Annotated in this window: 18 protein-coding genes and 3 pseudogenes; 12 read left to right on the top strand and 9 right to left on the bottom strand. The window is 67.5% G+C overall.

Annotation, left to right across the window (positions count from 1 at the left end; translation table 11 throughout):
* The 3 genes and pseudogenes from AB0D18_RS37735 to AB0D18_RS37725 form a co-directional block, all read left to right on the top strand.
* Positions 1–145, top strand: a pseudogene (locus AB0D18_RS37735) (IS5/IS1182 family transposase); the annotation flags it as partial.
* Between the two features lie 306 nt (positions 146–451).
* A complete protein-coding gene (locus tag AB0D18_RS37730) occupies positions 452–1,051 on the top strand; it encodes a DUF642 domain-containing protein (RefSeq protein ID WP_362429557.1) in 600 nt (199 codons plus the stop codon).
* Between the two features lie 631 nt (positions 1,052–1,682).
* Positions 1,683–2,046, top strand: a pseudogene (locus tag AB0D18_RS37725) (IS30 family transposase); the annotation flags it as partial.
* A gap of 393 nt (positions 2,047–2,439) precedes the next feature.
* Here AB0D18_RS37725 and AB0D18_RS37720 read toward each other — a convergent pair.
* Positions 2,440–2,724, bottom strand: coding sequence for a hypothetical protein (locus AB0D18_RS37720; RefSeq protein ID WP_362429555.1), 285 nt, complete (start codon positions 2,722–2,724; stop codon positions 2,440–2,442).
* 505 nt (positions 2,725–3,229) lie between these two features.
* On the opposite strand from AB0D18_RS37720, the gene AB0D18_RS37715 reads away from it, so the two are divergent.
* Complete coding sequence (locus AB0D18_RS37715; RefSeq protein WP_362429552.1) at positions 3,230–6,127, top strand: SpaA isopeptide-forming pilin-related protein; 2,898 nt, start codon at positions 3,230–3,232, stop codon at positions 6,125–6,127.
* Positions 6,128–6,288: 161 nt separating this feature from the next.
* Here the strand turns inward: AB0D18_RS37715 and AB0D18_RS37710 are convergent, their stop codons facing one another.
* Entirely contained in the window at positions 6,289–6,726 is a 438-nt protein-coding gene (locus AB0D18_RS37710; protein ID WP_362429549.1) for a transposase, read from the bottom strand.
* A 750-nt stretch (positions 6,727–7,476) separates the two neighbouring features.
* On the opposite strand from AB0D18_RS37710, the gene AB0D18_RS37705 reads away from it, so the two are divergent.
* Together AB0D18_RS37705 and AB0D18_RS37700 are read left to right on the top strand one after the other, a co-directional pair.
* A complete protein-coding gene (locus tag AB0D18_RS37705; protein ID WP_362429546.1) occupies positions 7,477–8,277 on the top strand; it encodes a DUF6042 family protein in 801 nt (266 codons plus the stop codon).
* Between the two features lie 169 nt (positions 8,278–8,446).
* Positions 8,447–8,617, top strand: coding sequence for a hypothetical protein (locus AB0D18_RS37700; RefSeq protein ID WP_362429543.1), 171 nt, complete (start codon positions 8,447–8,449; stop codon positions 8,615–8,617).
* Between the two features lie 204 nt (positions 8,618–8,821).
* Here the strand turns inward: AB0D18_RS37700 and AB0D18_RS37695 are convergent, their stop codons facing one another.
* The 4 genes and pseudogenes from AB0D18_RS37695 to AB0D18_RS37680 form a co-directional block, all read right to left on the bottom strand.
* Entirely contained in the window at positions 8,822–9,250 is a 429-nt protein-coding gene (locus AB0D18_RS37695; RefSeq protein ID WP_362429540.1) for an RICIN domain-containing protein, read from the bottom strand.
* 389 nt (positions 9,251–9,639) lie between these two features.
* Positions 9,640–9,903, bottom strand: coding sequence for a hypothetical protein (locus AB0D18_RS37690; RefSeq protein WP_362429538.1), 264 nt, complete (start codon positions 9,901–9,903; stop codon positions 9,640–9,642).
* Between the two features lie 335 nt (positions 9,904–10,238).
* Positions 10,239–10,583, bottom strand: coding sequence for a metalloregulator ArsR/SmtB family transcription factor (locus tag AB0D18_RS37685; protein WP_362429536.1), 345 nt, complete (start codon positions 10,581–10,583; stop codon positions 10,239–10,241).
* Between the two features lie 50 nt (positions 10,584–10,633).
* Positions 10,634–11,020: pseudogene (locus tag AB0D18_RS37680) on the bottom strand (site-specific integrase); the annotation flags it as partial.
* A 52-nt stretch (positions 11,021–11,072) separates the two neighbouring features.
* Between AB0D18_RS37680 and AB0D18_RS37675 the strand changes: the two are divergent.
* The 6 genes from AB0D18_RS37675 (at position 11,073) to AB0D18_RS37650 (ending at position 20,797) form a co-directional block, all read left to right on the top strand.
* Positions 11,073–11,720, top strand: coding sequence for a hypothetical protein (locus tag AB0D18_RS37675; protein WP_362429533.1), 648 nt, complete (start codon positions 11,073–11,075; stop codon positions 11,718–11,720).
* 54 nt (positions 11,721–11,774) lie between these two features.
* On the top strand, positions 11,775–12,974 hold the full coding sequence (locus AB0D18_RS37670; RefSeq protein ID WP_362429531.1) for a site-specific integrase: 1,200 nt from the start codon (positions 11,775–11,777) through the stop codon (positions 12,972–12,974).
* Positions 12,967–15,405, top strand: coding sequence for a site-specific integrase (locus tag AB0D18_RS37665; protein WP_362429528.1), 2,439 nt, complete (start codon positions 12,967–12,969; stop codon positions 15,403–15,405). The genes AB0D18_RS37670 and AB0D18_RS37665 overlap by 8 nt, the downstream gene beginning before the upstream one ends.
* A gap of 108 nt (positions 15,406–15,513) precedes the next feature.
* On the top strand, positions 15,514–16,386 hold the full coding sequence (locus AB0D18_RS37660) for a hypothetical protein (protein WP_362429525.1): 873 nt from the start codon (positions 15,514–15,516) through the stop codon (positions 16,384–16,386).
* Between the two features lie 346 nt (positions 16,387–16,732).
* Positions 16,733–17,173: a hypothetical protein gene (locus tag AB0D18_RS37655; protein ID WP_362429523.1), complete on the top strand. Its 441-nt coding sequence runs from the start codon at positions 16,733–16,735 to the stop codon at positions 17,171–17,173.
* A gap of 1,602 nt (positions 17,174–18,775) precedes the next feature.
* Positions 18,776–20,797 carry a phosphodiester glycosidase family protein gene (locus AB0D18_RS37650; RefSeq protein WP_362429520.1) on the top strand — a complete coding sequence of 674 codons (2,022 nt, stop codon included), beginning with the start codon at positions 18,776–18,778 and terminating at the stop codon, positions 20,795–20,797.
* A gap of 92 nt (positions 20,798–20,889) precedes the next feature.
* On the opposite strand, the gene AB0D18_RS37645 is transcribed toward AB0D18_RS37650, so the two are convergent.
* From AB0D18_RS37645 to AB0D18_RS37635, 3 genes are all read right to left on the bottom strand, one after another.
* Positions 20,890–21,303, bottom strand: a complete 414-nt coding sequence (locus AB0D18_RS37645) for a hypothetical protein (protein WP_362429517.1) — start codon at positions 21,301–21,303, stop codon at positions 20,890–20,892.
* 750 nt (positions 21,304–22,053) lie between these two features.
* Positions 22,054–22,680, bottom strand: coding sequence for a DUF6461 domain-containing protein (locus AB0D18_RS37640; protein WP_362429514.1), 627 nt, complete (start codon positions 22,678–22,680; stop codon positions 22,054–22,056).
* 603 nt (positions 22,681–23,283) lie between these two features.
* Positions 23,284–23,688 (bottom strand): hypothetical protein, encoded by a 405-nt coding sequence (locus AB0D18_RS37635; protein ID WP_362429511.1) that lies wholly within the window; start codon positions 23,686–23,688, stop codon positions 23,284–23,286.
* Between the last annotated feature and the right edge of the window lie 753 nt (positions 23,689–24,441).

Raw genomic sequence — 24,441 nt, 5'->3', positions numbered from 1 at the left:
GCGGTGCATCAGCAAGTGGAAGCAGTTCCGCGCGGTCGCCAGCCGGTACGACAAACGCGACTACATCTTCAACGGCACCCTCACCGTCGCAGCGACCGTCATCTGGCTCCGCGACACCGTCCAAGAGCCATCAGAAACGCCCTAGGTGTATTGACCCGCGGGGTTGTTGACGCGGCTGATGGGTGGGTTGGAGTAGGCCGTCCCGCATGGGTCATGCTGCCCTTCCGTGCCAGCGAGTCCGTTCGCCCCCGAACGCCATGCTCACGGCCGGTGTCGTTGGCGGTCACACGGCCAGTCGTGCGGTTGATTCACCGCTCTGCCACACGGTGCGTCGACCATCTGGTTGTTATCCGGCGGTGTCTGGCGCGTGAATGCGGCCGAGGCGGTGGGTCGGCCTACTTTGCCGCGAGCGGGATGCTCCCGCATGCTCTGCTCTGAACGGAGAACGGTCTTGACTTTCGCACTCACCTGCAGTCGTGGTCTCGCTGTCGCTCTCGCCACCGTGGCGATCTCCACGATGACGGCCGCAGCACCGACGAACGCCGCGCCAGGCCCGCAGTACCTGCCCTTGACGAACCCTGCGTTCAACCAGGCTGACCTGGGGCCCACCGCGCGGTACGTGAACGTCGCCGTCGGCAACTCCTTCATCACTGGCTGGACAGTGACCACCGGAACAGTGGACCTGGAGTCGGCCGCGTGGGCGAAGACCGGCTCGCCGTCACAGGCGGTCACGCTCAACGGAAGCAGCCAAGGCGGCATCTCCCAGGCTCTGCCGACGACTCCCGGGCGGCGCACCACCGTCACTTTTCGCTTCGGGACCGAGACCTGGGACGGCTGTGAGATCAACAAGGACCTGCGTTTCACTGTCTCGGGTACCGGCGCCGACTCGGAGAAGGTCCTCAACCCGGGCCGACCTGACAAGTCGAACCCGCACTGGAAGACGGGCACCTACACCTTCACCGCCGAGGACCGGATCTCCCACCTTCGGTTCGACTCTCTCGTCGAGGGCCATTGCGGTGCCGTGATCACGGACGTGACGGCAGCCGGGTAGTCCCGCAAGTCCCGGCCCTTGACCAGATGAAGACCTTGGGCAGCTCGCATCGGAGGGCTCCCGGCGCCCCCTGACCTATGTTCTGCACCCAGGAAACGCGCGCGAGTGCAGGAGTGCAGTGCGAGGACCAGGACGTCTCGTTCAGCGAGCTCGGGAGGGCCCTCGCGAACGGGTGTCCCCGTCTGAGACCGGTGGGGAAAGACGCCTACGCGGATCGGGCGCACGAGGACATGAAGCGGTACGACTCCGAATGGGAGACGTTCGGCAAGGCCGACCACTGACGTGAACGAAGAGCCGGCCGCAGCGTCGCCCCCGGCTTGCGTACTTCCGTTCTAGTGGTCGTCGCAACATCCCAGCTCAGGGGATGCGATGGACTTCAAGGTTCGGGAGAGCCGGAAGGAACTAGGGCGGAAGAAGCTGCAGGCTGAGCGGGAGGAATACTTCTGGCTCGTGCAGCAGGGATTCCGTAACGCCCAGGCAAGCCGACGAGTCGGCGTCATCTCTCGGACCGGTCGTGAAGGGCGAAACGGCCGACCCGAGGGCGGCAAGTATCGGCCGAGGCCGCCCGCGCGATCCACGCGGGCGGCCTCGTCGCTGTCCCGGTATCTCTCTGAACCCGAGCGCATCCACATCGCCGACCGGCTGCGGGAGAAAGGAACCGTCCGGGCCATCGCGGCCGCTGGGAAGGCGACTGCATCGTCAGCGCCCACCACGGCTCCGCCATTGGCACACTCGTTGAACGGACGACCCGCTTCACGATGCTGGTGCACCTGCCCAACGGCCATCGCGCAGAACACTTCCACCAGACCCTCACCGCCGCGATCAGCGCACTTCCGCCCCACCTGCGGCGGTCGCTGACCTGGGGCCAGGGCAACGAGATGGCAGGCCACCAACTCTTCTCCACCGCCTCAGACATGCCGGTCTACTTCTGCAACCCCGGCAGCCGCTGGCAGCGCCGCTCCAACGAGAACACCGATAGCCTGTTCCGGCAGTACGCGGATGTATCGGCCTGTGGCTCTGACCGCCTCGGGGGGAGTGGCCCAAGCCGGTCCTCAGGTTCCACTTGATGGGTGGCCGGCGGTTTCAGCTGTGCCTGGCCGTCCCGTCAGACTTTCGCTGTGAGGCCGGCTGTCTCTTGTCTTACCCCTCGTTAAAGGTGTTTCCAAGTCCGTCTGACACGCGCGGCGTGGACAGTGCTCCTGGAAACTCCGAACTTTCTGGCGAGAGTTGCGCTGGACTCTCGGGAAGACCTGATAAGGGTTACTTGCTCAGCGGTCAGCTTATGGTTCCAGCGTGCTCCGCCTGCGGAAGCGCCTGCATGACTCAAATGTTGGACGACCTGCAGAGGTGTCGTTACGAGGAGGTGCTCTACGGCGACGCAGTGGGGTTCAGAGCAAGCTGCGCGTGACGACGTTGTCGCCTGGCAGTGGCCCGTGAGCCTGTGTCCACACTGCCCGCGCCAGGGTCAGGCTTTTCCCCTGCCAGTAGATGGTGCGCGGAACGGCATTCCTGTTGCCCTTCTGGACAACCAGGCATCCACCGGCAGTACGGGTGGTCTGGATGTGAATACGGTCGGACAAGTCCTTGAATGCCAGCCTGCTGCCCGCGCCGTAGAAACCGGAGTGTTCCGCGCGAACACAGCTCGATTCGCCGCATTCGTTGCGTACGAGCATTTCGAGACGGGAGTGCCTGCATAAGCGAAGTACAGAACGCGGCGCACTCCCAATTTGCGGCCCTGCCACCCGATGTTCGGGTTTCCTAGGCCGTCGCTGCCGTCAGTCCACAGCAGATGTTCGCTGCTTTCCTGGACTCGCGCAGCGATTTTCTTCGAGAGTCCGTCAGAAATTTCTTCTTTCTGCTGTCTCGACACAATGAATCTTTCTGATGTGAGCGTCTGAGTGACAGGCCACCCGTATGCGAAGTGAAAAGGGGGAGGTTGTCTAATCTGCTCGCTCCCGTGCCCATTGTCGGAGGTGCGTCCATCGGTGAGCGTTTCCCCGAACGGCCGTCGGAGTGATTTGCGGAACTTTGCTCGCCCGTTCAGCATCGATAAGGCGACAGGAGCCTTCATGGGACTGTTTATTGAGCCTGCGTCGAATCCGGCGCTCTCCGCTCGAATTTTCGAGGACAAACATGCGAAGAACCGCATTGTCGCTCCGCCCTGCGCAGAAGCGGCGTGTGAAGCACCGTCTGGTGGCCCAGGCGATGGCGGTATTGATGGCCGCGGGGTCGGTCAGTGTGCTCGGCATCACGCCGGCCGCTGCCCAGGACTGGACTGTGGAGGGCGAGAACAACCCCTCGACGTTCGACTGCGACAGCCTGTACTACAGCAACTTCCGCTCCGGTGCGAAGTTCAACAACGGGCCGGACGGCAAGGCCACCATCGAGAACACGGTCATCACCAAGCGCACGGCCGGCAGCCCGCGTGACTACTGGTCGTCCAACATGGCGATGGGCAAGGACCCGGACACCGACGCGGTGACGGCGTTCTATGCCAACTACACCACCGCCAATCTGAGGCTGTACAAGCACGTCTCTGGCACCAACACGGTGACCGACGAGATCTTCAACGGCGAGACCCGGGACCTGCCGGCCGGCACCAACTGGGGCGGCATCACGGTCAACCCGAGCAACTACAAGCTCTACGGTGCGCAGAACGGTGGCACGCCCAAGCTGTTCGAGATGGACCTCAAGACCGGTGCGGTCAAGGAGTGGGAGCGGGGGAAGAACCTCACGTCGGTCCCCGCCAACGACCCGATCTTCGCGGGCGGCTCCCTCGTGCCGGACCTGTTCGTGGACAACAAGGGCGGGGTCTACTACGGCATCGTCTATGGCGGCAAGACCCATATTTACCGCCTGAACCCAGCCAACGGGACCACCACCCGCGCGCTGACCATCATCGGGCCGGGGTCCAGCAACGGGTTCGACAACTACGGTCTCGCCTACCACAAGGGGTACATCTACCTCGGCTACCTCGGCGGCAAGCTCTACCGCGCCGACGCCGCCACGGGTGTCTCCGAGGAAGTGCCGGGTGGCAATGCCCAGGCCAACCAGGTCGGCCGCATTGAGACGGAGAGCGGTGGCGGCTGGCCGATCACCGACCTCGCCAGCTGTGACATCGCACCGGACCTGACGGCCCGCCTCAAGCTCCGCAAGACCGCGTCCTCCTCGGTCGTCAAGGCCGGAGACACGATCACCTACACCATTGAGGCGACGAACGACGGTGCGGCGACCGCCACCGGCGTGACGCTCACCGACGACTTGACCGACGTGCTCGACGACACGGCGTACAACAACGACGCGCATGCCACTCGTTCCAGCGGTGCCGCGGCCACCGCGCCGGCCTTCGACAGCGTGGACAAGAAGCTGACGTGGACCGGTGACATCCCGGCGGGCGAGAAGGTCACCTTGACCTACACCGTCAAGGTGAACAAGCCGCTCACCGGTGACAAGAAGCTGACGAACGCCATCACCGGCCCGGACGGCAGCACCTGTCCGCCCGGCTCGACCGACCCGGAGTGCATCTCCGAGGTCAAGGTCCAGCAGATGAAGATCAGCAAAACGTCGACGCCGGCGACCGTCCATCCCGGTGAGGACATCACCTACACGGTGCGGATCACCAACACCGGTGAGACTGATATCACCAACCCGGCCGCCGACGACGACCTTTCGCAGGTTCTCGCCAACGCCACCGACAACCGCGACGCGACTGCCGACCGCGGCACGGTTCGCGTCGTGGGTTCGACGCTGGTCTGGTCGGACGGCACCTCCCTGAAGAAGGGGGAGTCGGCCACCATCACCTACAGCGTGAAGGTGAACGCGGACGCTGCGGGCAAGAAGCTGAAGAACGCGGTCACTTCGGTCACGCCGGGCGCGGAGTGCGAGGACGGTACCGACCTTCCCTGCGAGACCGAGACCGAGGTCCCGAAGCGGAAGCTGGTTATCGCCAAGACGTCCACCCCCGCCTCGGTGGCCCCGAACGGGCGGGTCACCTACACGGTGCGTGTCACCAACCGCGGTGACCGCCCAGTGACGGACGCGAACATTACCGACGACCTCTCCGAGGTGCTGGAGAACGCCACCTATAACGGTGACGCCACCGCCGACCGCGGCACCGTCAGTGTGAGCGGCGACGAGCTGGTGTGGAACGACGCGGCGGGCCGGCCCCTGGCTCCCGGTGCTTCTGCGACGATCACCTACAGCGTCACCGCCAAGGCCAACGCCTTGGGCAAGAAGCTGAAGAACGCGGTCACCACCACCACGCCGGGCGGTGAGTGCGAGGACGAAAAGCCGCTGCCGTGCGAGACCGAGACCGAGGTCACGCCGAACAAGCTGGTCATCGCGAAGACGTCCGCGCCGCAGTCGGTGGCTCCCGGCGGCAAGGTCACCTACACCGTCCGCATCACCAACAGCGGCCGTAACGCGATCACGGGCGCCAACGCGACCGACGACCTGACGCAGGTCTTGGAGAACGCGGACTACAACGGTGACGTACGCGCCGACCGCGGGACTGTCCAGGTGCAGGGCAACCGCCTTGTGTGGACCGACGCGGCCGGTCGGCCGCTCGCTCCGGGAGCCACGGCGACCATCACATACAGCGTGAAGGCCAAGGCGAGCGCCGTAGGGAAGAAGCTGGTCAACGCGGTCACCACGACCACGCCCGGTGCCTCGTGTGAGGACGAGAAGCCGCTGCCGTGTCAGACCGAGACGGAGATCACCCCGCCTCCGCCGACCAACAAGCCGGGCAAGCTCACGGTCAACAAGAAGGACGACAAGGGCCGTCCGCTGGCCGGCGCCGTCTTCCAGCTGTGGCGTGAGACCAATGGCCAGGCCGGCCGCCAGAACTCCGACACCCGAGTCGGCAGTGCTTGCGCCACGGGCCAGGCCGGAGTCTGTGTCTTCTCCCCGCTGTCGTACGCCACGTACTACGTGCAGGAGACGGCCGTGCCGGACGGCTTCGTCCTGCCGCGGCCGAACACCTTCGGCCCGTACAACGTCACTCGCAGCTCCACGAACGTGACCACCACACTGGTCAACAAGCGCGGAGAGATCTGCAAGGGCAAGAAGTGCAAGTGACGCCACGCGTCATGTCGTAACCGGGTGGGTCGACAGCTGACAAACACCTGACGGCCCACCACGCAGCACCCTCTGGTCTGTCGCGGAGCCCTGAAGGCTCCGCGACAGACCAGACCTGCATGCGTGTTCCCGCGCACCCGCCTCCCCGGCGCGCTGATGCGTCAGACACGACGGCGTGTGCCGGGCAGACGGCCTGCCGCCGCCTCCCTCCAAGAGCGTCGCAAAGAGAGCGTGCGGGTTCCTTGCGACCCGACCAGGGTGATGGCGGCCTTCACGGAGAGGGCCGCCGACTCGCGAACCACACCCGCAGACCTGCCAACCGGCCCAGGGCGACGGCCGCCCGAACGCGCCGGATCCCCGGGTTCCTTCATGAGGCCGCCGGGAGTCCGTGGTGCGGTCGTCTCCTCGCCGGGTTCGGGCAGGCAGTCGCGGTGCGTGGTGACCACTTCGTAGACCTTGCGGCCGAGGTTCTGCCACAGGTGGAAGCGGTCGCTGAGGTGGAGGGCATGAGGCGCACCAACGTCCATCGCGCCGCGGTAGGCGGCCGAGCCGTCCCGGCAGACCACTTCGACGCCGGGGCGGGCGTCGCAGCCAGGCAATCACGGGCTCGGCGTCTCTGGTGTCCCAGGCGTCGACGGGCAGGCGTGTCCGTGCGTCGACCATGAGGGTGGCGTAACGGCGCCCGCGGCGCGGCGCGAAGTCGTCCACGGCGACCACCCGCAACGTCGGTTCCGGCGGATCGGGGATCTTCAGCAGGCAGGTGAGCAGGCTCGCCCAGCTCAGGGTGTGGTGCAACGGGAGCAGCAGCCGCGAGCCGGCCTTCCCAGCGCGAGGCACGGCCGCAGCCGGTACAGACCGCGGCTCCTGCCCGGGACCGCGCGGAAATCACTACCCTGTCCCCGCACTCCTCGGCCGAACCGATCTCCGCCGCAGCAAGCCGCAGCAAGCTGCGGCAACAGCTTCAACACGTCATCACACACCGTCAGCATCCCGCCGGAGCAACGGAATATCACGACCTCGGCGAACTCGACCAACGGTTACGAATGTCTTGTATGAGCTAGGAGCCGCACCCAACTCGGTTTGCTCGAAGCGTCCGTGACTCTGTGGCAGAGGGGGCTGTTGACGGTGGTCCACCCGGCCGACGGCGAACGCCCCGACCTCGTAGAAGCCACAGCCCAGGGCGTCGCGCTTGCGCCCCGCGCGCGGCATCCGGGCCGGACGTCCGGTTTTCGAACGGCGAAGTATGCGGTGACCGCAGGCGTCGGTCCGCGTTACATCCGTGAGAGCCTGCCGTGCCTCGCCGTCGCGAACGCTGCGGGCATCGAGGCGTTTTCGAGGGAGAGCTGCGGATGACTGCCAACGCGTCTGTGCCCGGTCCGCGTCGGGACCTGGCGATGCACAACGACTGGTTCCCCTCGGGCTGGGATCACGTGCTGCCCCGCCAGGGCTTCCCGCTGACCATGCTGATCGGGACTGCCTGCCATGATTTCACCGGCTCACTGGACGACCTGGTGCAAGAAGTCTTCGACGGCCACTGGGACATGATCGGTGGCAATCTCGATGGCGCCCTCACGTTCTCCTGGCCCGATGAGGAGTGGGACTACGAGGCCGCCCCGGAGGGCCGCGAGGCGTGCGAGGCGGCCCGCTGGGACCAGTTCAGCACCATGCTGACGACAGCCGGATTCCCCGTGCCCACCACAGTGCGCGACCTGTCCGAGCTGTACCTGGCGTGGGGCTTGGCCCGCCGCGAGGAGACACCGGACGGCACTCGGTGGGCGATGCCCGCCGCGCTCCCGCTGCCCGGCGATCTGCTGCCCCTGGACGCTGAACTCACCAAGCGTCTGGACGGGATCCGCTGGACGATGCGTACCGGCCCGCTTGTCGACACCCTCATCGGCCACCTGGTCGACGATCTGGGTGAACCGGAAGAGACCCTCACCTCCCTGGACCGCCTGGCAGCCGCCACCGGTCAGGATGTCGACGACGTCCGGATCGCTCTCAGTGAACTCGTGAAGGCGGGCGATTGCCGCGTGCACCGCGGAGAGGAACTGGTCGACGCGGAGCGCCTGGAAGCTCACCGTCGCTTCCGCCTGATCATGGACTGGGAGCACTTCCACGAGCACCGTATCCAGCTCAGCATCGGCGACTGAGACCCCGCACGACACCGCGCTGGGCGGGGGCGCGGTCCGCTGCTGTCGTACAGCAGCGGGCCGGAGCCACTGACAGTGGCTCCGGCCCGCTGTGCGTACAGGTGAGGACTGGTCAGTCGGTGTCCTTGTGTGGTTCGAGGAGCGCGAAACGGAAGTGAGGAGCTGTGACGTGTTGCGCGAACACGACCGGCCCGGCGGCGCGAGCATCGGCCTGATCGATCAAGAAGACCCGCACCTCTACCTCGGCTCCGAACAGGCGGCAGTCCGTCTCGGCGTACGCCGCAGCGACCTGGACGAGCTCCGCCGCCTGGGCTGGCTGCGCCCGTTAGTGGAGGCATGACTGTCTCGGGACGCCAGTACAAGGCCCAGTTCTCGTATAGAGGTATAGAGCAGGCGCCCGGTGCCGGGTCGCCCGTTCATCGCGCAGCGGGCGGGATGACTTCGCAGCTGGCGGCGAGCGGACGTCGCCAGCCGCGCGCTGGTTCTCGGGTGGTGGTCGCCCCGGGTTTGCTGGTGGCGGTGCCCGAAGCAGCGGTGTGGGCGTCTAAACCACGGTGGCCTTCAAGATGGGGAAGAGGCAGATCTGCTTGTTGGTCCGCCACGCGGCAGGCAGGCCCGCCCACTCCTTGGCCGTCGCGATTCCGCCGACGCTGACCGGCACCAGGCCCCCCTCGATCTTCTCGCCGTAGCCCAGGCAGCGCCGGGTGGCGGCGTTCTTCAGCGACAGGGTGGGCACCTTCGTCGTGTGCGAGGTCCCGACCAGGTGGCTGTAGCTCCACTGGTGGTGCTTGTTGTTGCGGTCGCAGGGCTTGGTGTACACGTCGCCGGAATAGTTGCTGTCCAGGCACTGTCCGGTGGCGACGTTGCGGAGCATCAGGGTCTTGTCGCCGACGCTCTCCCACTTCCAGCGCTGGCTGGTGCTGAGTTGCAGCTGGCGGGGGTGATGGAGCCGGAACTGTTGGCGTCCAGGCACTCGTTGTTGAGGCTGATCGTCACCGTGCTGCCGGGCGGCGGAGCGGCGGACGCGGCCGCGGCTGGTGCGGTGCCCGCCATGGTGAACGCCGCAGCCAGCAGCAGGGCGGTGTGTCCCAGAACCTTGGTCACAGGAAATCTCCGGATCGTGGCCGGGGCACCGGTTGCCCCGGATCCGGGCCACCTTGACGCACCGTCGGCCCCGCGCCGTCACCGGCTTTCCGCCCGTCGCCCGTTCGGCACATGCAGAAGGGTTTATGCACCACCCGCACGGCCCCCCACGCCTGCGCGAGCACCTGTGGCATGGGAACATCCGGCTGGCCGACCTGGAGCTTCGAGCGTCCGCATGCTCCTGGGCCCGGCCGGACAACCGGTACGAACACGGCGGACTCAAAGGGGACGGGGCGGTGACGGCGGACGTGGGCCCGACGTACGGTCGCGTACATGCGGCGCCTCGCGGGGGTGGATGCGGACGGGCAGGGACAGATCCCGCACGCGGGTGCTTCTCTTCTCGGAGAAGATCTTGTCCCGGGGGATGCCGTGTCCGGCGAGCGCGTCGAGCTGCGACTGGAGTTCCTGGGCGAGGCTGGAACATCGGGCGTACCCGATGCGGATGTCCGCGGTCGGAGTGTCCGGGTCGATGGGCGCGGGCACGGGGGTGCCGGGCCGCCACGGCTGGCCGGGGCGGCGGTCAGTGGGGGTGGCCGGGGCGGCGGTCGGCGGGGGTGGCCGGGGCGGTGGTCGGCGGGGGTGGGCACGCGCAGGAGTTTCGCGAGCCGGGGCACCTTTGTGAACCGGCCGGTGTGATAGGTCCCGGCAACCGCGCCGGAGCGCGAGCGGCACGGTGAACCTGACGATGCGTGACAGCGCGGGCAGGGGTGGCGCTCGACGTCGTCCGCTTCGGACACGAACGCGGTTTGAGGGTCCGCCATGACCCCGGATGCTGTCACAAACATTGGCCGGGGACGGCCCCAGGAATATGGACGCCATCAGCAGCAGCCCTTCTCGGCGGCGTCCGGGCAGGACTTGTCGTGCTCGACGGCAACGACGGCAACGACGGCCTGGCGCAGGGCGTCCAAGGCGTGGTCCAGGCGGGCGTCGGCCAGCTCGTAGCGGGTGCGCCGGCCGTCGGGGGCCGCAACGACCAGGCCGCAGTCCCGCAGACAGGCCAGGTGGTTGGAGAGCCGGGTCCGGGAGACCCCGATGGCCTCCGCGAGGTCGGAGGGGTAGGCCGGTGCCTCGCGCAGGGCAAGCAGGATCCGGCAGCGGATCGGGTCGGCGAGGGCGCGGCCGAAGCGGGCCAGCACCTCGATGGCAGGGGCAACTGTCAGCACCCCCCGAAAGTACACAGAACCTGAATTCAGGGGACTATGGATTATGGCGCTCAGCGCCTGCCGTCCCCAGGGGCGAGCAGGCTTGTCAGCTCCGCGATCGCCTCCGGCGACGGCTTGAATTACCGGCGCACGTTCTCCGGCTTCTTGGGCCTCGACTTCGTCATCAGCATCAGCCGCGACGTCCCCTGCTCACCGAGGTGGGACAGGGAAGAGTGGCGGTACTCGTGAAGGTCCCAGCCGGTCCCGGGCCCACGCACGGCCGTGTGTTCGTCCAGGAGCGCTCGAGCCTGCCCGTAGGAGAGCCGGGCAAAGCCGGTGTCGGGGCACACGTCGCGGGGGCTGACCACCTTGCCGGGCCCCGGGCGGCGATGGGTGACGAACACCGGACCCCGCGTGCGGCCCTTCAGCAGGCGGGGCAGGAGCCGGGCGGCGCCCGCGGTTCGCCAAGCGGGTGAGCTGACCCCCAACCGGGCCCGGCAGGGGTGTGTCATGTCCTGGACCTTGCCTCAACCGATGCTCGCCGCTCCGGTGAACAGCCCCGCCCTTCCTACGGGCTGCGCCGCCGAGGCCAAGTGGGACGGCTTCCGATGCCTGCTGGCCCGGTACGCCGACGGCCGGGTGCTGCTGAAATCCCGCCGCGGCACCAACATGACGCACGCCTTCCCCGAGATCGAGCACACCCCCGCCACCTTGGAGCCCGGGGTTCTCCTCGATGGCGAAGCGGTGATCTACCGGGAGGGGCGCCTGGATTTCGGCGCGGTCCACTCGCGGGCATCCGCCGGCGCCGCCAGGGCGAGCGCCCTGATCCGGAAGCTCCCCGCGTCCTACGCCGGGAGCGCCCTGATCCGGAAGCTCCCCGCGTCCTACGCCGCTTTCGACATCCTCCACCACCCCGCCCACGGCGGCGATCCCCGCACCCGTCCCTATCGGGAGAGGAGAGCCATCCTCGTAGAGACCCTGGCCCCGCTCGGACCGCCGCTCCAGGCCGTGCCGATGACACAAGACCTGGACATCGCCCGCCAGTGGTGGGAGCAGCTCCGCCCTCTGGGCATTGAGGGCCTGGTGCTGAAAAGACTGGACGGTGCGTATCCGCGGGGGCGCCCCGGGGCGTGGTGTGTTGACTGCACCTTCTGGTGAAGCCGTCTTGGAGCGGCTCCCGGTGGTGTAAGCAACCATCAGGAGGAATGCTCAGTGGGAGAAGACATCCGCGGTTTGCTGATCTCGGGCCGCATCGACCCGCCTCGCGTCGGGGCGGTCATAGAATCTGGTCAGCGAGACGTCCCTTACGTTCTCTTCGATCAGAGCGGCGAGCCCGTCGGCGCCGTCGCAGCCTGGGTGCGCGATCTTGTACTGGGCGACGTCAGCCCTCGGACTGCCCGTGCCTACTGCTATGCACTGCTCACCTGGTTCAGGGTCCTTTGGGCCCTTGAGGTGCAGTGGACGCTTGCGACCGAGAACGACGTTGCTGTGCTCGTGGGCTGGCTCCGCGCGGCCCGCAATCCGCAACGCGTCCGACGGCGCCCGGAATCCCCGCCACCGGGCTCGGTCAACATCAGAACGGGCAAGCGCGTACTACCAGCCGGATACAGCCCCTCGACGATCAATCTCACGCTCGCCGCGACACGAGGGTTCTACGAGTACCACGCTCATTTCGGGGTCGGGCCGGTCATCAACCCGGTCCCGGAGTCACACCGTCAGGCGATGGCTCATCGCCATCGCTCCCCAGATGATCCCCATGTCATCGTCCGGCGTTCTCGCCTGCGACAGAAGGCTCCCAAGAAGTCGCCCCGCTCGATTCCGGACGGGCAGTGGGACGAGCTGTTCGACTCCATGGGCTGCCATCGGGACAAGGCCCTGCTCGCCTGCTACGTCAGTTCCGGCGCCCGCGCCACCGAACTGCTTGGCCTGCGCGAGTCCTGCGTCGACTGGGCGGGCCAACGCATCCGCGTCCTCTCGAAGGGAGGTGAGATGCGTACGGCGCCTCTCTCACCGGAAGCGCTGCTGTTGTTGGCGCGCTATGCGGGTCAACGTGGTCCCCTTAATCCCGAGGACATCGTGTGGCGTGCCCGCCGTGGGGCGGATCGGCCGCTGACCTACGCGGCGATGCGCCGCGTCCTGCAGCGCGCCGATGCGAAGCTGGGCACGAACTGGACGCTGCACGATCTTCGGCATACCGCAGCGGTGCGGATGGCCAGCGACCCATCGCTGAATCTGACGGACGTGCAGACGATCCTCGGGCACCGTGACATCAGGACGACGACGCAGTACACCGTGCCCCGGGTGGAGGAAATGTTCGACCGTCTGCAGTCCTTCTACTCCCGGCCGCGAACCGCCTCGTCACTGCCCGCCGGCTATGACCCGCGCGACGTGGAGGCGGTGTTCGGTGGCTAGGTCCCTGTCTGCGACCACCGGCCGTACACGGCGCACCCCCCTGCCCGGCAGCGAGACACCGGCCAAGTTCGTGCGCAACGCCGGAATGGTCGAAGCACGTGCCGCCGAGCCGAACCTACCCAGCCCACTGGGTGATCTGTCCCGCGCATCCCTTGAGGAGCTGCTTGGGGTGGTGGGCGAGTACGCGCGCGAAGAATCCTCGGCCAACCGCTCGAAGATGCGAAACTCCCTCAAGCTGATCGTCGAACTGCTCTCCGCGTTCCCGGGCGCGACGTGGAACGAGCGTTGGCTTGCGACAGGTCTTGACGAGGAGTCGGCCTCGAAGACGCTCACCGACTACGCGCAGGACAGGCCCGGGGGCGGAACGCTCACCCAAGGGCTGACGTTCCTGATCGCCTTCCGGGCGATCCGGCCGTCTCTGGCCGTGCTCAGGCGGACCGTGCTGCCCAATCTCGAGCAGATCTTCTTCCGCTGCCAGCAGGACCCCCTCTTGGACCGGTTCTGCCGCGGCATCGCTGAAACGGGTTACAGCGGCCGGACGGGCCAACGCGCCTACGAGGACCTGGCCTTGGTGCTGGTCAGCCAACAGATTCCCGCAGCCGACCTCACACCCGAGGCGCTACTGCACTACGCCTGGGAATGGCGGCGCGTCAGCCCGAACGGGTACGAGAATGGCGTCTACGGCGGCAAGGTCCTGTGGGAGACGTTGTGCGCCATCGCGCACTTCTCTGCGCTGGCCCCGAACTCGGTGGTCCGTGCGATGAACGGCCACCACCGCGACGTGGGCGAAGTTGTACGCAGGCAGGGCATCGGCAACAAGGCGGTCGAGAATCTCCTGGTCGCCTACATGCAGGTACGGGTCGCCGACGGCATGGACTTCTCCTCGGCCTCATCGCTGGCGCGCAGGCTGTCCGGTGTCTTCTGGAAGCAGATCGAAGCGATCAACCCCGCCCAGGCCGACCTTCGTCTCAGCGCCGAGACGTTCCAGGAGTGGCTGAAGCGTACCTCGACCAAGGCCGACGGAACACCGCGCCGTGACCTCGACAACCTCGTGCTCTCGGTCAGGGCGTTCTACCTGGACCTGTCGGCATGGGCCATGGCCGAGCCGGAACGATGGGGGCCGTGGGCGGCCCCGAACCCGGTCCCGCACACCCTCACCCGCGGATACGGAGCACGGGCCAGGAAACGTACTGAGCTCGTGCACGACCGCGTCCGGATGCTCCAGCCCCTCCTCAGCGCCCTCGTCGACCATGTCGACGCGGAACTGGCCTCTGCCCGCGAACTGCTGGCGAGCGTGAAGACGGCCCGCCCCGGCGAGGAGTTCATGTGCAACGAACGCCTCTACCGCCGGCCGTGGACCCGCCACGACCAGCAGCACACTCTCTGGGACGGAGACGCACCCCTGCGTTGCCACGATGCGGAGACCGGCGAGTCAATCAACGCAGCGATCCGCGAGGACGAGGCGTTCTGGACCTGGGCCATCGTGCATGTCCTGCGTCTTACCGGGGTCCGGGTCGAGGAACTCACCGAACTCACCCACCTCAGCATTCGCCAATACCAGCGGCCCAACGGCGAATTGATCGGACTGTTGGTCATCGCACCGTCGAAGAACGACCGCGAGCGCGTCATCCCAATGTCCGCCGAGCTCTTCCACGTGATCGCCGAGATCCTCCGACGGCTGACGGCCAGCGGCAAACCCGTCCGCGTTCTACGGCGCTGGGACGACCACGAAAAACTCATGAGCGAACCCCTGCCGTTCCTGTTCCAGCGCTCCATGAACCACGCCAGCGGCTGCGTTGGCGCAGGCGTCGTGAACAGGCTGCTCAAAAAAGCGTGCAGACAGATCGAAGGGGCCGACCACCGCTTCCTCGGGCTCCACTTCACGGCCCACGACTTCCGCAGACTGTTCGCAACCGACCTCGTCAACAGCGGAGTGCCCATCCACATCGGTGCCGCGTTGCTGGGGCACCTCAGCATCCAGACCACACAGGGCTACGTCGCCGTCTTCGAGGAAGATGTCGTACGGCACTACCAGCAGTTCCTCGCCAACCGGCGGCGAACGCGCCCCGAAGCCGAGTACCGCGAGCCCACAGCTGAGGAATGGGACGCCTTCGAGGGTCACTTCGACACCAGAAAGGTCGAGCTCGGCCTGTGCGGACGCCCCTACGGAAGCCCGTGCAACCACGAACACGCCTGCATCCGATGCCCAGTACTGCAGGTGAACCCCGAGATGATCAAACGGCTTGAGGAGATCGAGCAAGACCTCCTCGATCGGCGAGAACGTGCTGAGCAGGAGGGCTGGAAAGGAGAGATCGAGGGCATCGACCTCACCCTCCAACTGCTGCGCCAGAAGCACGCCGACGCAACCCGCTTCGCCCGCCGCACGAGCCGAGTCCCACTCGGCATGCCTGCGGTCCGCTCCACCACCTAATGGATCACAAGACAGGTTAACGCCGCTCTACACCGCCTGAGGGAAGAGTTGCCGCGCTCAGATGGCTGCGAACCCCTGTTGTCACAGTCAGATGGCAATATCGCCGCCGTGAACATCACCCGTACCACCCCACCACGGCCGTTCGATGTGGCCGCGATCTTCCCTGAACTGGCCCCGCTGGCACGCACGGCGACCCGGCTGCATCCCCGCCCCGGCTCTCCGTCACCGTACGAGAGTTCGGTCGGCGGTCCGCTGCTGTGGCCCGCCGAGCAGCCATGGCTGTACTGCGACAAGTGGCACGAGGGCCCGGTCTCTCCTCTTATACCCGTGGCGCAGCTGTACGTGCGTGACGTGCCCCAGCTGCGGCCGCCCGGGCGGACCGATCTGCTCCAGGTGCTGTGGTGTCCCTCGGAGCACCCGCCGGAGTACAAGCCTACGATCGAGCTGTTCTGGCGAACTGCCGCCGACGTCACGTGCGTCCTCGCCTCGCCGCCCAAACCGGCAGAGGCACAGTACGGCTACACGCCGGAGCCGTGTGTGCTCGCACCGGAGCAAGTCACCGAGTACCCCAACATTCTGGAGCTGGGCGAGGAGTTGAAGCAGAGGCTGAGGGACTGGACCGCGTGGCGTGCGGCCGGCATCGAGATGGATGATTCCTATGAAGAACCGGATGAGTTCTACTCCGCCGAGTTGTCCGAAGCTCCCGGATGGAAGGTCGGTGGCTGGCCGCCTTGGGGCCTCACCGATCCCATCACCAGGTTCTGCATCAACTGCGGCTCCACGATGAGCCCGTTGCTGACCATCGCCTCGGACGAATGCCGCGACTACAGAAGGGGTTGGGTCCCGAACGAGGAGCAGGGCATCGCCGTGATCGACAACGACACTGTGTCAAACCCGCCTGGCCTCCAGATTTCCGACGCGAACAATCTGCAGCTCTACTCCTGCCCGCAGTGCTACACGCATACCGACCTGATCCAATAGGCCACTGCAGGAGGCCCCACGACGGCCGGGCGTGAGGCTCTGCCAGTAGCCCGGCCACTCAGTATGTTGCTGGGGAGCTGAGGCGTTCCAGCAACATCGTCTTGATCATGGCTTCGGCCGGGAGCAGTAGTCCGGGTGTCAAACTGCTGCCTCGGCTGCCTCGACGTGCGGGGAGCTTGAGCCAGGCATCGTCGCCTGGATGGACAGGTCCTTCTCAGGCCTGCCGCACTCGTACTCCCTCGCAGACCAGTTGGATCACCAAACAGGGCTGGCACGCAGGTATGCGCACTAGCAGTTCTCCAAGTGGTGCAGTTAAGGCTGAAGATCAGGCGCGCGGACACCGTGGATGCCGAGGTGGTGGGCTACACCGGTCACCCGCGCGTACCCGGTCGCGCTCGCGGTACGGCTGCCCGACGGCCGGGTGATGCTCTCCCGCCGTCTCACCGCACCCGTACGCCGCGACGTCGTCGCCCACCTGGAGGGCCAGAGGCCCGGCCCCTCCGCACGCACAGAGGACGGCGACCGGTACACCACCTGCCCCCCGGGGCTCCTCGTGGAAGTCCTGGCCGGCACCACCCGCCATGCCACGGCCACGGTGACTAGGGTGCGCGGGGAGTTGGTCGCCCGCGGATACATGGTGAGGACCCCGGAAGGCAGGACTCACATGAACGAGCACGCGCTGCGCATGGTGGAGCGTGACCGGCTGCCCGTACGCATGATCATGAAACTGAACGCACAGCTGGTGCATGCCCAGAACGCACCACCCATCAGCGGCCTCCCGGCCTGAACCACCTGCGCCGCCGGCGAGGCACAGGTCCAAAGCCAGCTGAAGGCGCCGGTCCTGATGGACCGATGCCTCCTGGACCCGGCGGACGGCGGACGGCGGACGGCAGGTCCTGGAGGGCCGCACACGCGCCGGCACCCGCGCGGGCGGGTCCGCGAGCAACTGCGCGTCGCCCCCGGCCGCCAGGCCTGGGCGGGACGTCCGTGAGAGCCTGAATCCGAGGATCAGCCTTCACCTCAGCCGCTTAGATCAGTGCACGGTCACCGAGGTGACCGCATCAGAGGACCCAAGCACTTCAAAGGTCAGGCGCAGTAAATATTCCGCAGCGTCGTGGGGACAGTGGGGCATGACCAGCGGAACGAGCCAACGCCCCATACCGCCAGGATCTATCACTTCTCGCACACCACGGCGGGAGATATCCCTCTCGTGAACATGCAGCAAATAGACAGAAGTGGGCGGGATCGACGTGGGCTCCTGTTGGCCCGAGCGGCCTCTGAGATGTCCCCCGCCTCTGTCGAGAAGCCGAAACCGTGGCCCTCGCCACGATCCGGCACGGCGGCCGACCTGCGAGAGGCGGATTTTTCATCCTCAACCAGCGGACACCGCACTCGATGGCAAGCAACCCATCAGCCGTGTCAACAACCATGCGGGTCAATACAACTAGCGCCTGGGCATGCGTCGAAGCGGGACTTTGAAAGGGAGCCGTGCTCTGATGGCGTGTGATCAATCGGCTGTGGCCCAGGGCCGCACCTACGAGTCCGAACCTCCAGAACGCCGCCGCAGTGGATGAACTTCTTCACCATTTTCGGCCCGTGTGCGGGCCGAAGGCCGCGGGCACGCGCTGCGCAGTGCCTGGCCCGCCCTGGTTGCCTCTTGTGCGCGGTTCCCGCTCCGAAGCCGAAGACAGATCCCCATGCCTTTTGGACCTCGAAGTATCCGTTCCACGCTAGCCCTCGGTCTCGGTGTCGCTGTCCTACTGTTCACGCTGTGCGCGGCCGGGCCAACCGGTGGCGCTGCTCCTGTACAGCGCGGTGTTGCTGGCGATCACCTAGGGCGACCGGGACTCCTTCATGTGCCGTCTGCGGTTTCTGATCCCCGCCTTACCTCTCCTGCTCCCCGTAGTTGTCGCGCCGGCCGGCGCCCGCTCCCGGTTTGCCCTGGTGGCCCTGCTCACTTCCGTCGCGGCGACCGGAGTCCTCCTGGGCGCATACCTCCTGTTCGTCTTCCCTCTGTGCCGTAGGCCGGAGTCCCACTCTCACCCCCAGGGGGGCCGATTCGCAGCCGAGCGCCGTTCCATGCCGGCACTTCGTCCGGCTGCCTGCTGGCGCGGCTAACACCGTGAACGCAGTGACCGGCGCCGCACGCCGGGTTCTTGCACTGTCGCCGTCGAGGTGCTTCCCCACAGGAGCAGACCGAAGTCGACCCGCCGGTTACGTGACGAGTACTCGTGCCCCTGCCCGAGGAGGAGAACACCACCTCGTACGGCACCTTTTGGCCCCGCCGCATCACCCGTTCGCTCTGGCGGAGGGCGTGGACTTGGCCGCTGCACCATCGAGCGCCCGTCGGTGCCGATTTTCCCTAGGAGGACTTGTGCACCTTGGCAATGTGAGCCGGACCGCCGTGCTGCTCGCTGCCGCGACGGCCCTGACGGTGGGGGCAGAGTCCCCTGCTGTCATGGACCGCGCCCCCAGCTCCGGCCCCCGCCTCGTCGCCGAGAGCCTCGGGCCGGCCGCACCTTCGCCGGCTCGCCCGGGTCCCGGCAGGTCCGGGTCCGTCGTCGATGGCGAGGACATCGAGACCGCGCGCAGCGTCCGACCGATCGCACCGGGAGTGCGCCTTCACTCGTATGACCGGCTCCAATCCGGCAAGTGGCTGCGGGTCGACGTTGTTTCCGTCGACCTCGGCCGGGGCGACGTACGCACCGACTACCTGTACTCGGGCAGGGTCACCGACTCTCGTACGGTCGCCGAGCTCGCCGCGGCCCACCGGCCGGGCGCGGGCCGCCGAACGGTCGCCGCCGTCAACGGCGACTTCTTCGACGTCAACCAGACCGGCGCCCCACGGGGCCCCGGTATCAAGGACGGCAAGGTCGTCCACTCTCCGTCCCCGGGTGCCAACCGCGCGGTTGCCATGGGGCCCGGCGTGGGCGGGCGTGTCCTAGCCCTCTACTTCGACGGCACACTCACCACCCCGGCCGGGACCCACCCGCTGTCCGCCTACAATGCCGCGAATGTGCCCAGCGGGGGAGTGGGGGCCTACACCGCAGGGTGGGGCGACGCCGACCGGGCGCTGACGGTGGACGATGCGACTCCGGCCGCCGAGGCCGCCGTACGGGACGGCAAGGTCGTCTCGGTGACGGGCCGGCCCGGCAGCGGGCCTATCCCCGACGGCACCACCGTCCTCGTCGGCCATGGCGCCGGGGCGGCCGTGCTCCGACCGCTCAGACCGGGAGACCCGGTGACCATGGCCTACCGGCCGCGCACCGACCGTGGACCCGTGCCGCGCACCGCGGTCGGCGGCCGCGAACTGCTCGTCGTGGACGGCGTCGTACAGAACCATGACGGAGAGAACAACAACACGGCCGCGCCCCGCACCGCCGTGGGCTTCTCCAGAGACGGGCGTGCCATGCAGGTGCTGACCGTCGACGGCCGTCAGGCCGACAGCGCGGGTGCCACCCTCACTGAACTAGGCCTGCTGATGAAACGCGCCGGGGCGTACAGCGCACTGAACCTCGACGGCGGTGGCTCCTCCACCCTCGTCGCTCGCAAGCCTGGAGAGGACACTCTGCAACTGGAGAACAGCCCGTCCGACGGAAGCGAACGCACGGTCCCCAACGGCCTGGCCCTGACCGCTCCGGACGGCACCGGCCGCCTGCGCGGATTCTGGATCGAGACCCGCATGCCCGCCGGGTCCGTGTCCACCGGCGCGCAAAACCCCGAGCGGGTCTTCCCGGGCCTGACGCGGCAACTCACCGCCGCGGGTTACGACGAGACCTACGGTCCGGCCCTGGGCACACCCCACTGGCGGGTCGTACGGGACGCAGTCGGCCGGGTCGACAGCCGCGGTCTGTTCACAGCGCGCCGCGGCGGCACCACGGAGGTAGGCGCGGTGCGCGGACAAGCCCATGGCAGCATCGTGCTCACTGTGCTCGACGACCTTGCCAGGATCGAACCGACCACCGGGCGCGTTTCTCTCGCGGACGCGTCGGCGAGCGGGACCTTCGGCATCGTCGGCCTCGACGCGCACGGAGCAGGTGCGCCCGTCGAGCCACGTGACGTGACCCTCGACTACGACCGCGCGTTGTTCGAGGTTCGCGACGACGGCCGGGGCTCCTTCGCTGTCACCTCGCGCACCGGTAGCGGCGCAGGGCTGGTCAAGGTCACCGTCGGTGGCGCCACCGCCGAGTTGGCCGTCAGTGTCGGCCTGGCCGGACCGTCCGTCCCCGCCTTCGACGACGCCGCGTCCTGGAAGTTCGGGCAGGGCCGCGCGAGCGGCTGGATCACCACCACGGCTGGCGGCCGCACCGGCACCGGCCTGAAACGCGCCTACGATTTCACCCGGTCGACCGCGACGCACACCGCCTACGCCACCCCGCTCCGGCCGGTGGCAGTAGGCGGGCAGCTGTAGTCCTTCAAATTGTGGATCAAGGGAGACCGCAAGGGCGCCTGGCCGACCCTGCATCTCAAAGACGCGGCGGGCTCCGACCTAAGGCGCACCCCTCACCTGGGCCGACTGGTGGCAGGTGACCTTCCCGCATGAATTTCCAGACGTTCCCGATCGCCACCACGGTGGTGACCCATGGGCAGGAAGTACAGCGTGCGCCTCAGGCCCTGGAAGCGCAGCCGGGAGATGAACGTGGCGATCAGTACTGCACCCGCCGTGGGGAGGACCACGGTGCCCAAGGCGTACAGGAGGGTGCTGGTGAGCACCGGGGTAAGGAAGGTGGAGCCGCGGGAGAAGAGGGCGGCGCAGTTCTCCGTGTCGGCGGGGCGGATGTCTTCCAGCCGGAAGCCCGACCAGCGCGACAGCGCCACCAGCAGCGAGAACAGCAGCGGTACATGCCCACGAGTTGCGGGTGCCGCTGGTGGCCGAGCACGGGCCTGGACCTTCACCGCTGCTCTGGGACAGGCCACGCAAAGAGGCACGCCACGGCAGGGATGGATGAGCCGCCGCATGCCCAGCGGTGGGCCCGCTGCACGGGTGGCCCGCCGGGCGTCACCGCAGCAGCCTCCCAACCGGCGAATCCATGCGGCGAGCAGCCCTCAGATCCAGTCGTCGGGCCGGCCCGGGCGGGCAACGAACTTCTCCGTGGGCAAGTCCAGCCCGGCCGGCGCTTCCGGTGTGGGAGAGGCCTCGGCGATTGCCCGTACGTACTCCACGTCTGCGGTGGCCAGGGTGTGCTTCTCACCCTTGTCGTCGACGGTCAGGAGCAGTCCGTACCCGTCGGGAACCGGGGTGAGAGCAGCAGCGCGGCAGATCCTGCGGTAGTGCGCAGCGCCGCCGAGATCCTGGGCGGTGGGTTCTCACAGTGCTCGCGGTGCTGCGGTGACCTTGCCGAGGGTGGTGGCCTCGCCGCCCCAGATCGGTGCGAAGGCGTCATTCTCCGGCAGCAGCCAGACGCCCGTCGCGTCGTGCTTGAAGCGCTTGACGAGACCCAGGTCCTGAGGCCGCGGACGACCGGGGCGTAGACCAGGAACTCTGCGGCCAGGACACGGTCAATACTTCGTGCCCCGTCGACAAGGTTCTGGTCCACAGCCACACCGATGACCTGCGACGACCAAGACACTGCAACGTCGAGAATCCCGGTTGGCCTGGTCAGGTGCAAGAATCGCTGTTCTCGTCTCAGCCGATCGAGTCCGCTTCTACTGCTTTGCAGTGGCTGGTCACTTGATCTCTGCGCTGCCGCAGATGAAGGCGGTGTCCTGGAGATGGATCGGCGTGAGGCGGAGGTGCGTGAGGTGCTCGGCGAGGGCGAAGGCGGCCGGGACGGCGCGGTCGGTGTCGAGGTCGTCCGTCGCGGTGGGCTCTTCCGGGAACTCGAAGCCGAGGCGGCGGATGACCTCCAGGAGGTCATCCGGGCGGGATCCGTGGCGTTGGCCGGCGTCACGCAGGTCGAACTGAAGGCACCGGTCCGTGTTCTCGCTCCAGAGGAATGCGCCGTCGTTGTTGGCGTTGCTGTTGTCGTAGTGGGAGATCCAGCGGGTGCCCACTGAGGCGGGCAGCGCCTTCTCCTCGTTGACGCCGTGCCAGCCGTTGGGCTCGACCATGAGGGTCCACGGACCGATCGTGGTCATGCCGAACAGTGTCCGTGTTCCGTTGAACGGGGCGTGGGAGTCATAGGCGGCTTCGACCAGTGCCGCAATTCCGGTGCGAGAGGGTTCGGTCCGGCCTCCGAGCCGGCGCAGCAGCTCTGCTGGAGAGACTTCGTGGACGAGGGTGATGCAGTAGGCATCTGCGAGGTCCGGGGAACGTTCCTCGAACCACATGTAGTCGGTGATGTGGGCAGTCATGCCCGTGATCCTTGCTCACGCCTCTGACAACGTGTAAGTCCCGGCAGCCACAGTGGAAATGAGCTTCGGATTAGTGCCAGGTCGAGTGACCAACGGCCGTTGGTCCCCACTCTGGCCCGCCGACTCCAACCTGCGTGTCCCGCGCGATGAGAACGCACTGGCCACCACATACGAGTGGCTCCAACTACCGTGTCCCAGCACCCTCTGCCTACGAGTTCCGGGGTCGGGACGCAGATGCTCACGACTCCGAGAGACGTCCCGCCCCGGCCGTGTGCCTGAGGGCCGTTCGGTGAATTGCGGCTTTCGCCCCCGGCGGCACCGTCCCGGTCGGCCACCACCTAGGCCGGCCTGCAGCCGGCCTCTCTGCTCCGTCTGTCTTGCAGGACAGCAGGCCGCCCCTGCTGCGGTACTACTGTGGTGTCCACGCTGCTGTGCGTAGTGCGTAGTGCGAAGAAGCCCCCGATGACGGCTCGCGGCTGCACGCGGTCGCGGCCCGGGGAACGGCGGACTGCGGGACGGAACGCGACGGGGACGGACGCCGCCGGTGGGCGCTGCTCGACCTCGCGCCCCCGGCCGGCGTGGGGGCCGTTGACAGCGGCTGTGCTACCCGGCGCCTTCGCTGCATCCTTGCGCCATCGCCTCGGGGATCGCATCCCCGCTGCCGACGACAGGGGCCAATTGGTCCTCACACCAAAGGCCGATATCATCCGACATACCGGAGCCAGGGTTCTTTCCCTGCTTGGCGAGCGCAGCAGCGATGCCCTTGCCCTGGTTGTACTGGGCGTACTCGACAGAGCCGGGCTTGTACGGGTTGCCGTACTTGACCGGAGGCTGCGGCGTGGCGTCCGGCCTGCCGAAGGGGCCAAGTACGGCGACAAGCAACGCGGTTGGCAGGCCGATCAGGAGCGCGGCACACCACCGGCGGATACGCGGCGAGGATGCCTTGCCGACAACGTAGGACAGTAGACCCAGCGGGGTGAGCACCATGAACGCCAGGATGGTGATCATTCCTGCATCAGTCCCATGAGTCAGGAGCCCCTCTCAGGCCTCGCAGGCACGTCCTTCCATGTGTCCGAATCGCCTGCAACGCTAGCGCGCTCCTCCTCGAAGGACGGACGGGGGTCGACCACCATTCGCCGCCGTGATCCGGAGGGCGCCACGACGGGCGCGGCGGACCCTCCGCCCGGCCCCGCCAGCCCGCGAGGTCATTCCGTGCGCTGAGCGTAACGGAATGATCCGCGCCCAACACCCGCTCGTAGTCGGGCAGCAACGCGGCGAGGTGGGCTACCGCCCCCATTGGATCGCCCGCAGCGCCCCGCCAACCGGCGGCGCAGAACCGGGCGCCGAGGGTCGGCAGGCGATCGGGGCCCAATGCGCGTGCGGCGTCGAGGGCCAGGTCGGCGTATGCCGCCGCTGCTCCGTCGGGATCACCGGCTTGGCCGAGCCAACGAGCCAGGCTTGACCGGGCGTTGAGGGTGTCGTGGTGATCAGCGCCTTGTGCGCGGGTGAGGTCGGCCACTACCTCGGTGCATGCGACGACGGCACCTGCCGGGTCGCCCTCCTCGCCCCGCAGGTCGGCGTTGGCCCGGCGGAAGTCGAGCCCCCGGGGGTCATCCGATCCCACCAGCCCTTCGAGCCGGTGGAGGGCCTCGGTGTGCCGCGCGAACTTCCCCCCGCCCGTCCGGAACCGGAGCGGGAGTTGAAGCTGGGTCGAGGTCTGCCGTCTCAGCCCAGTCCTCCGCGGGAATGCCAGCCGAACAT

This window comes from Streptomyces sp. NPDC048442, assembly GCF_040651475.1.
Classification (GTDB): Bacteria; Actinomycetota; Actinomycetes; order Streptomycetales; family Streptomycetaceae; genus Streptomyces.
The sequence above is the reverse complement of the archived record's forward strand: the minus strand, read 5'-3'. Positions and strand labels throughout refer to the sequence as shown.

Coding starts and splice junctions, on each gene's coding strand:
- AB0D18_RS37655 (WP_362429523.1), top strand. CDS start 16,733: ATGCCGAGGTGGTGGGCTACACCGGTCACCCGCGCGTACCCGGTCGCG.
- AB0D18_RS37635 (WP_362429511.1), bottom strand. CDS start 23,688: ATGATCACCATCCTGGCGTTCATGGTGCTCACCCCGCTGGGTCTACTG.
- AB0D18_RS37705 (WP_362429546.1), top strand. CDS start 7,477: ATGACTGCCAACGCGTCTGTGCCCGGTCCGCGTCGGGACCTGGCGATG.
- AB0D18_RS37675 (WP_362429533.1), top strand. CDS start 11,073: ATGTCCTGGACCTTGCCTCAACCGATGCTCGCCGCTCCGGTGAACAGC.
- AB0D18_RS37720 (WP_362429555.1), bottom strand. CDS start 2,724: ATGCTCGTACGCAACGAATGCGGCGAATCGAGCTGTGTTCGCGCGGAA.
- AB0D18_RS37640 (WP_362429514.1), bottom strand. CDS start 22,680: ATGACTGCCCACATCACCGACTACATGTGGTTCGAGGAACGTTCCCCG.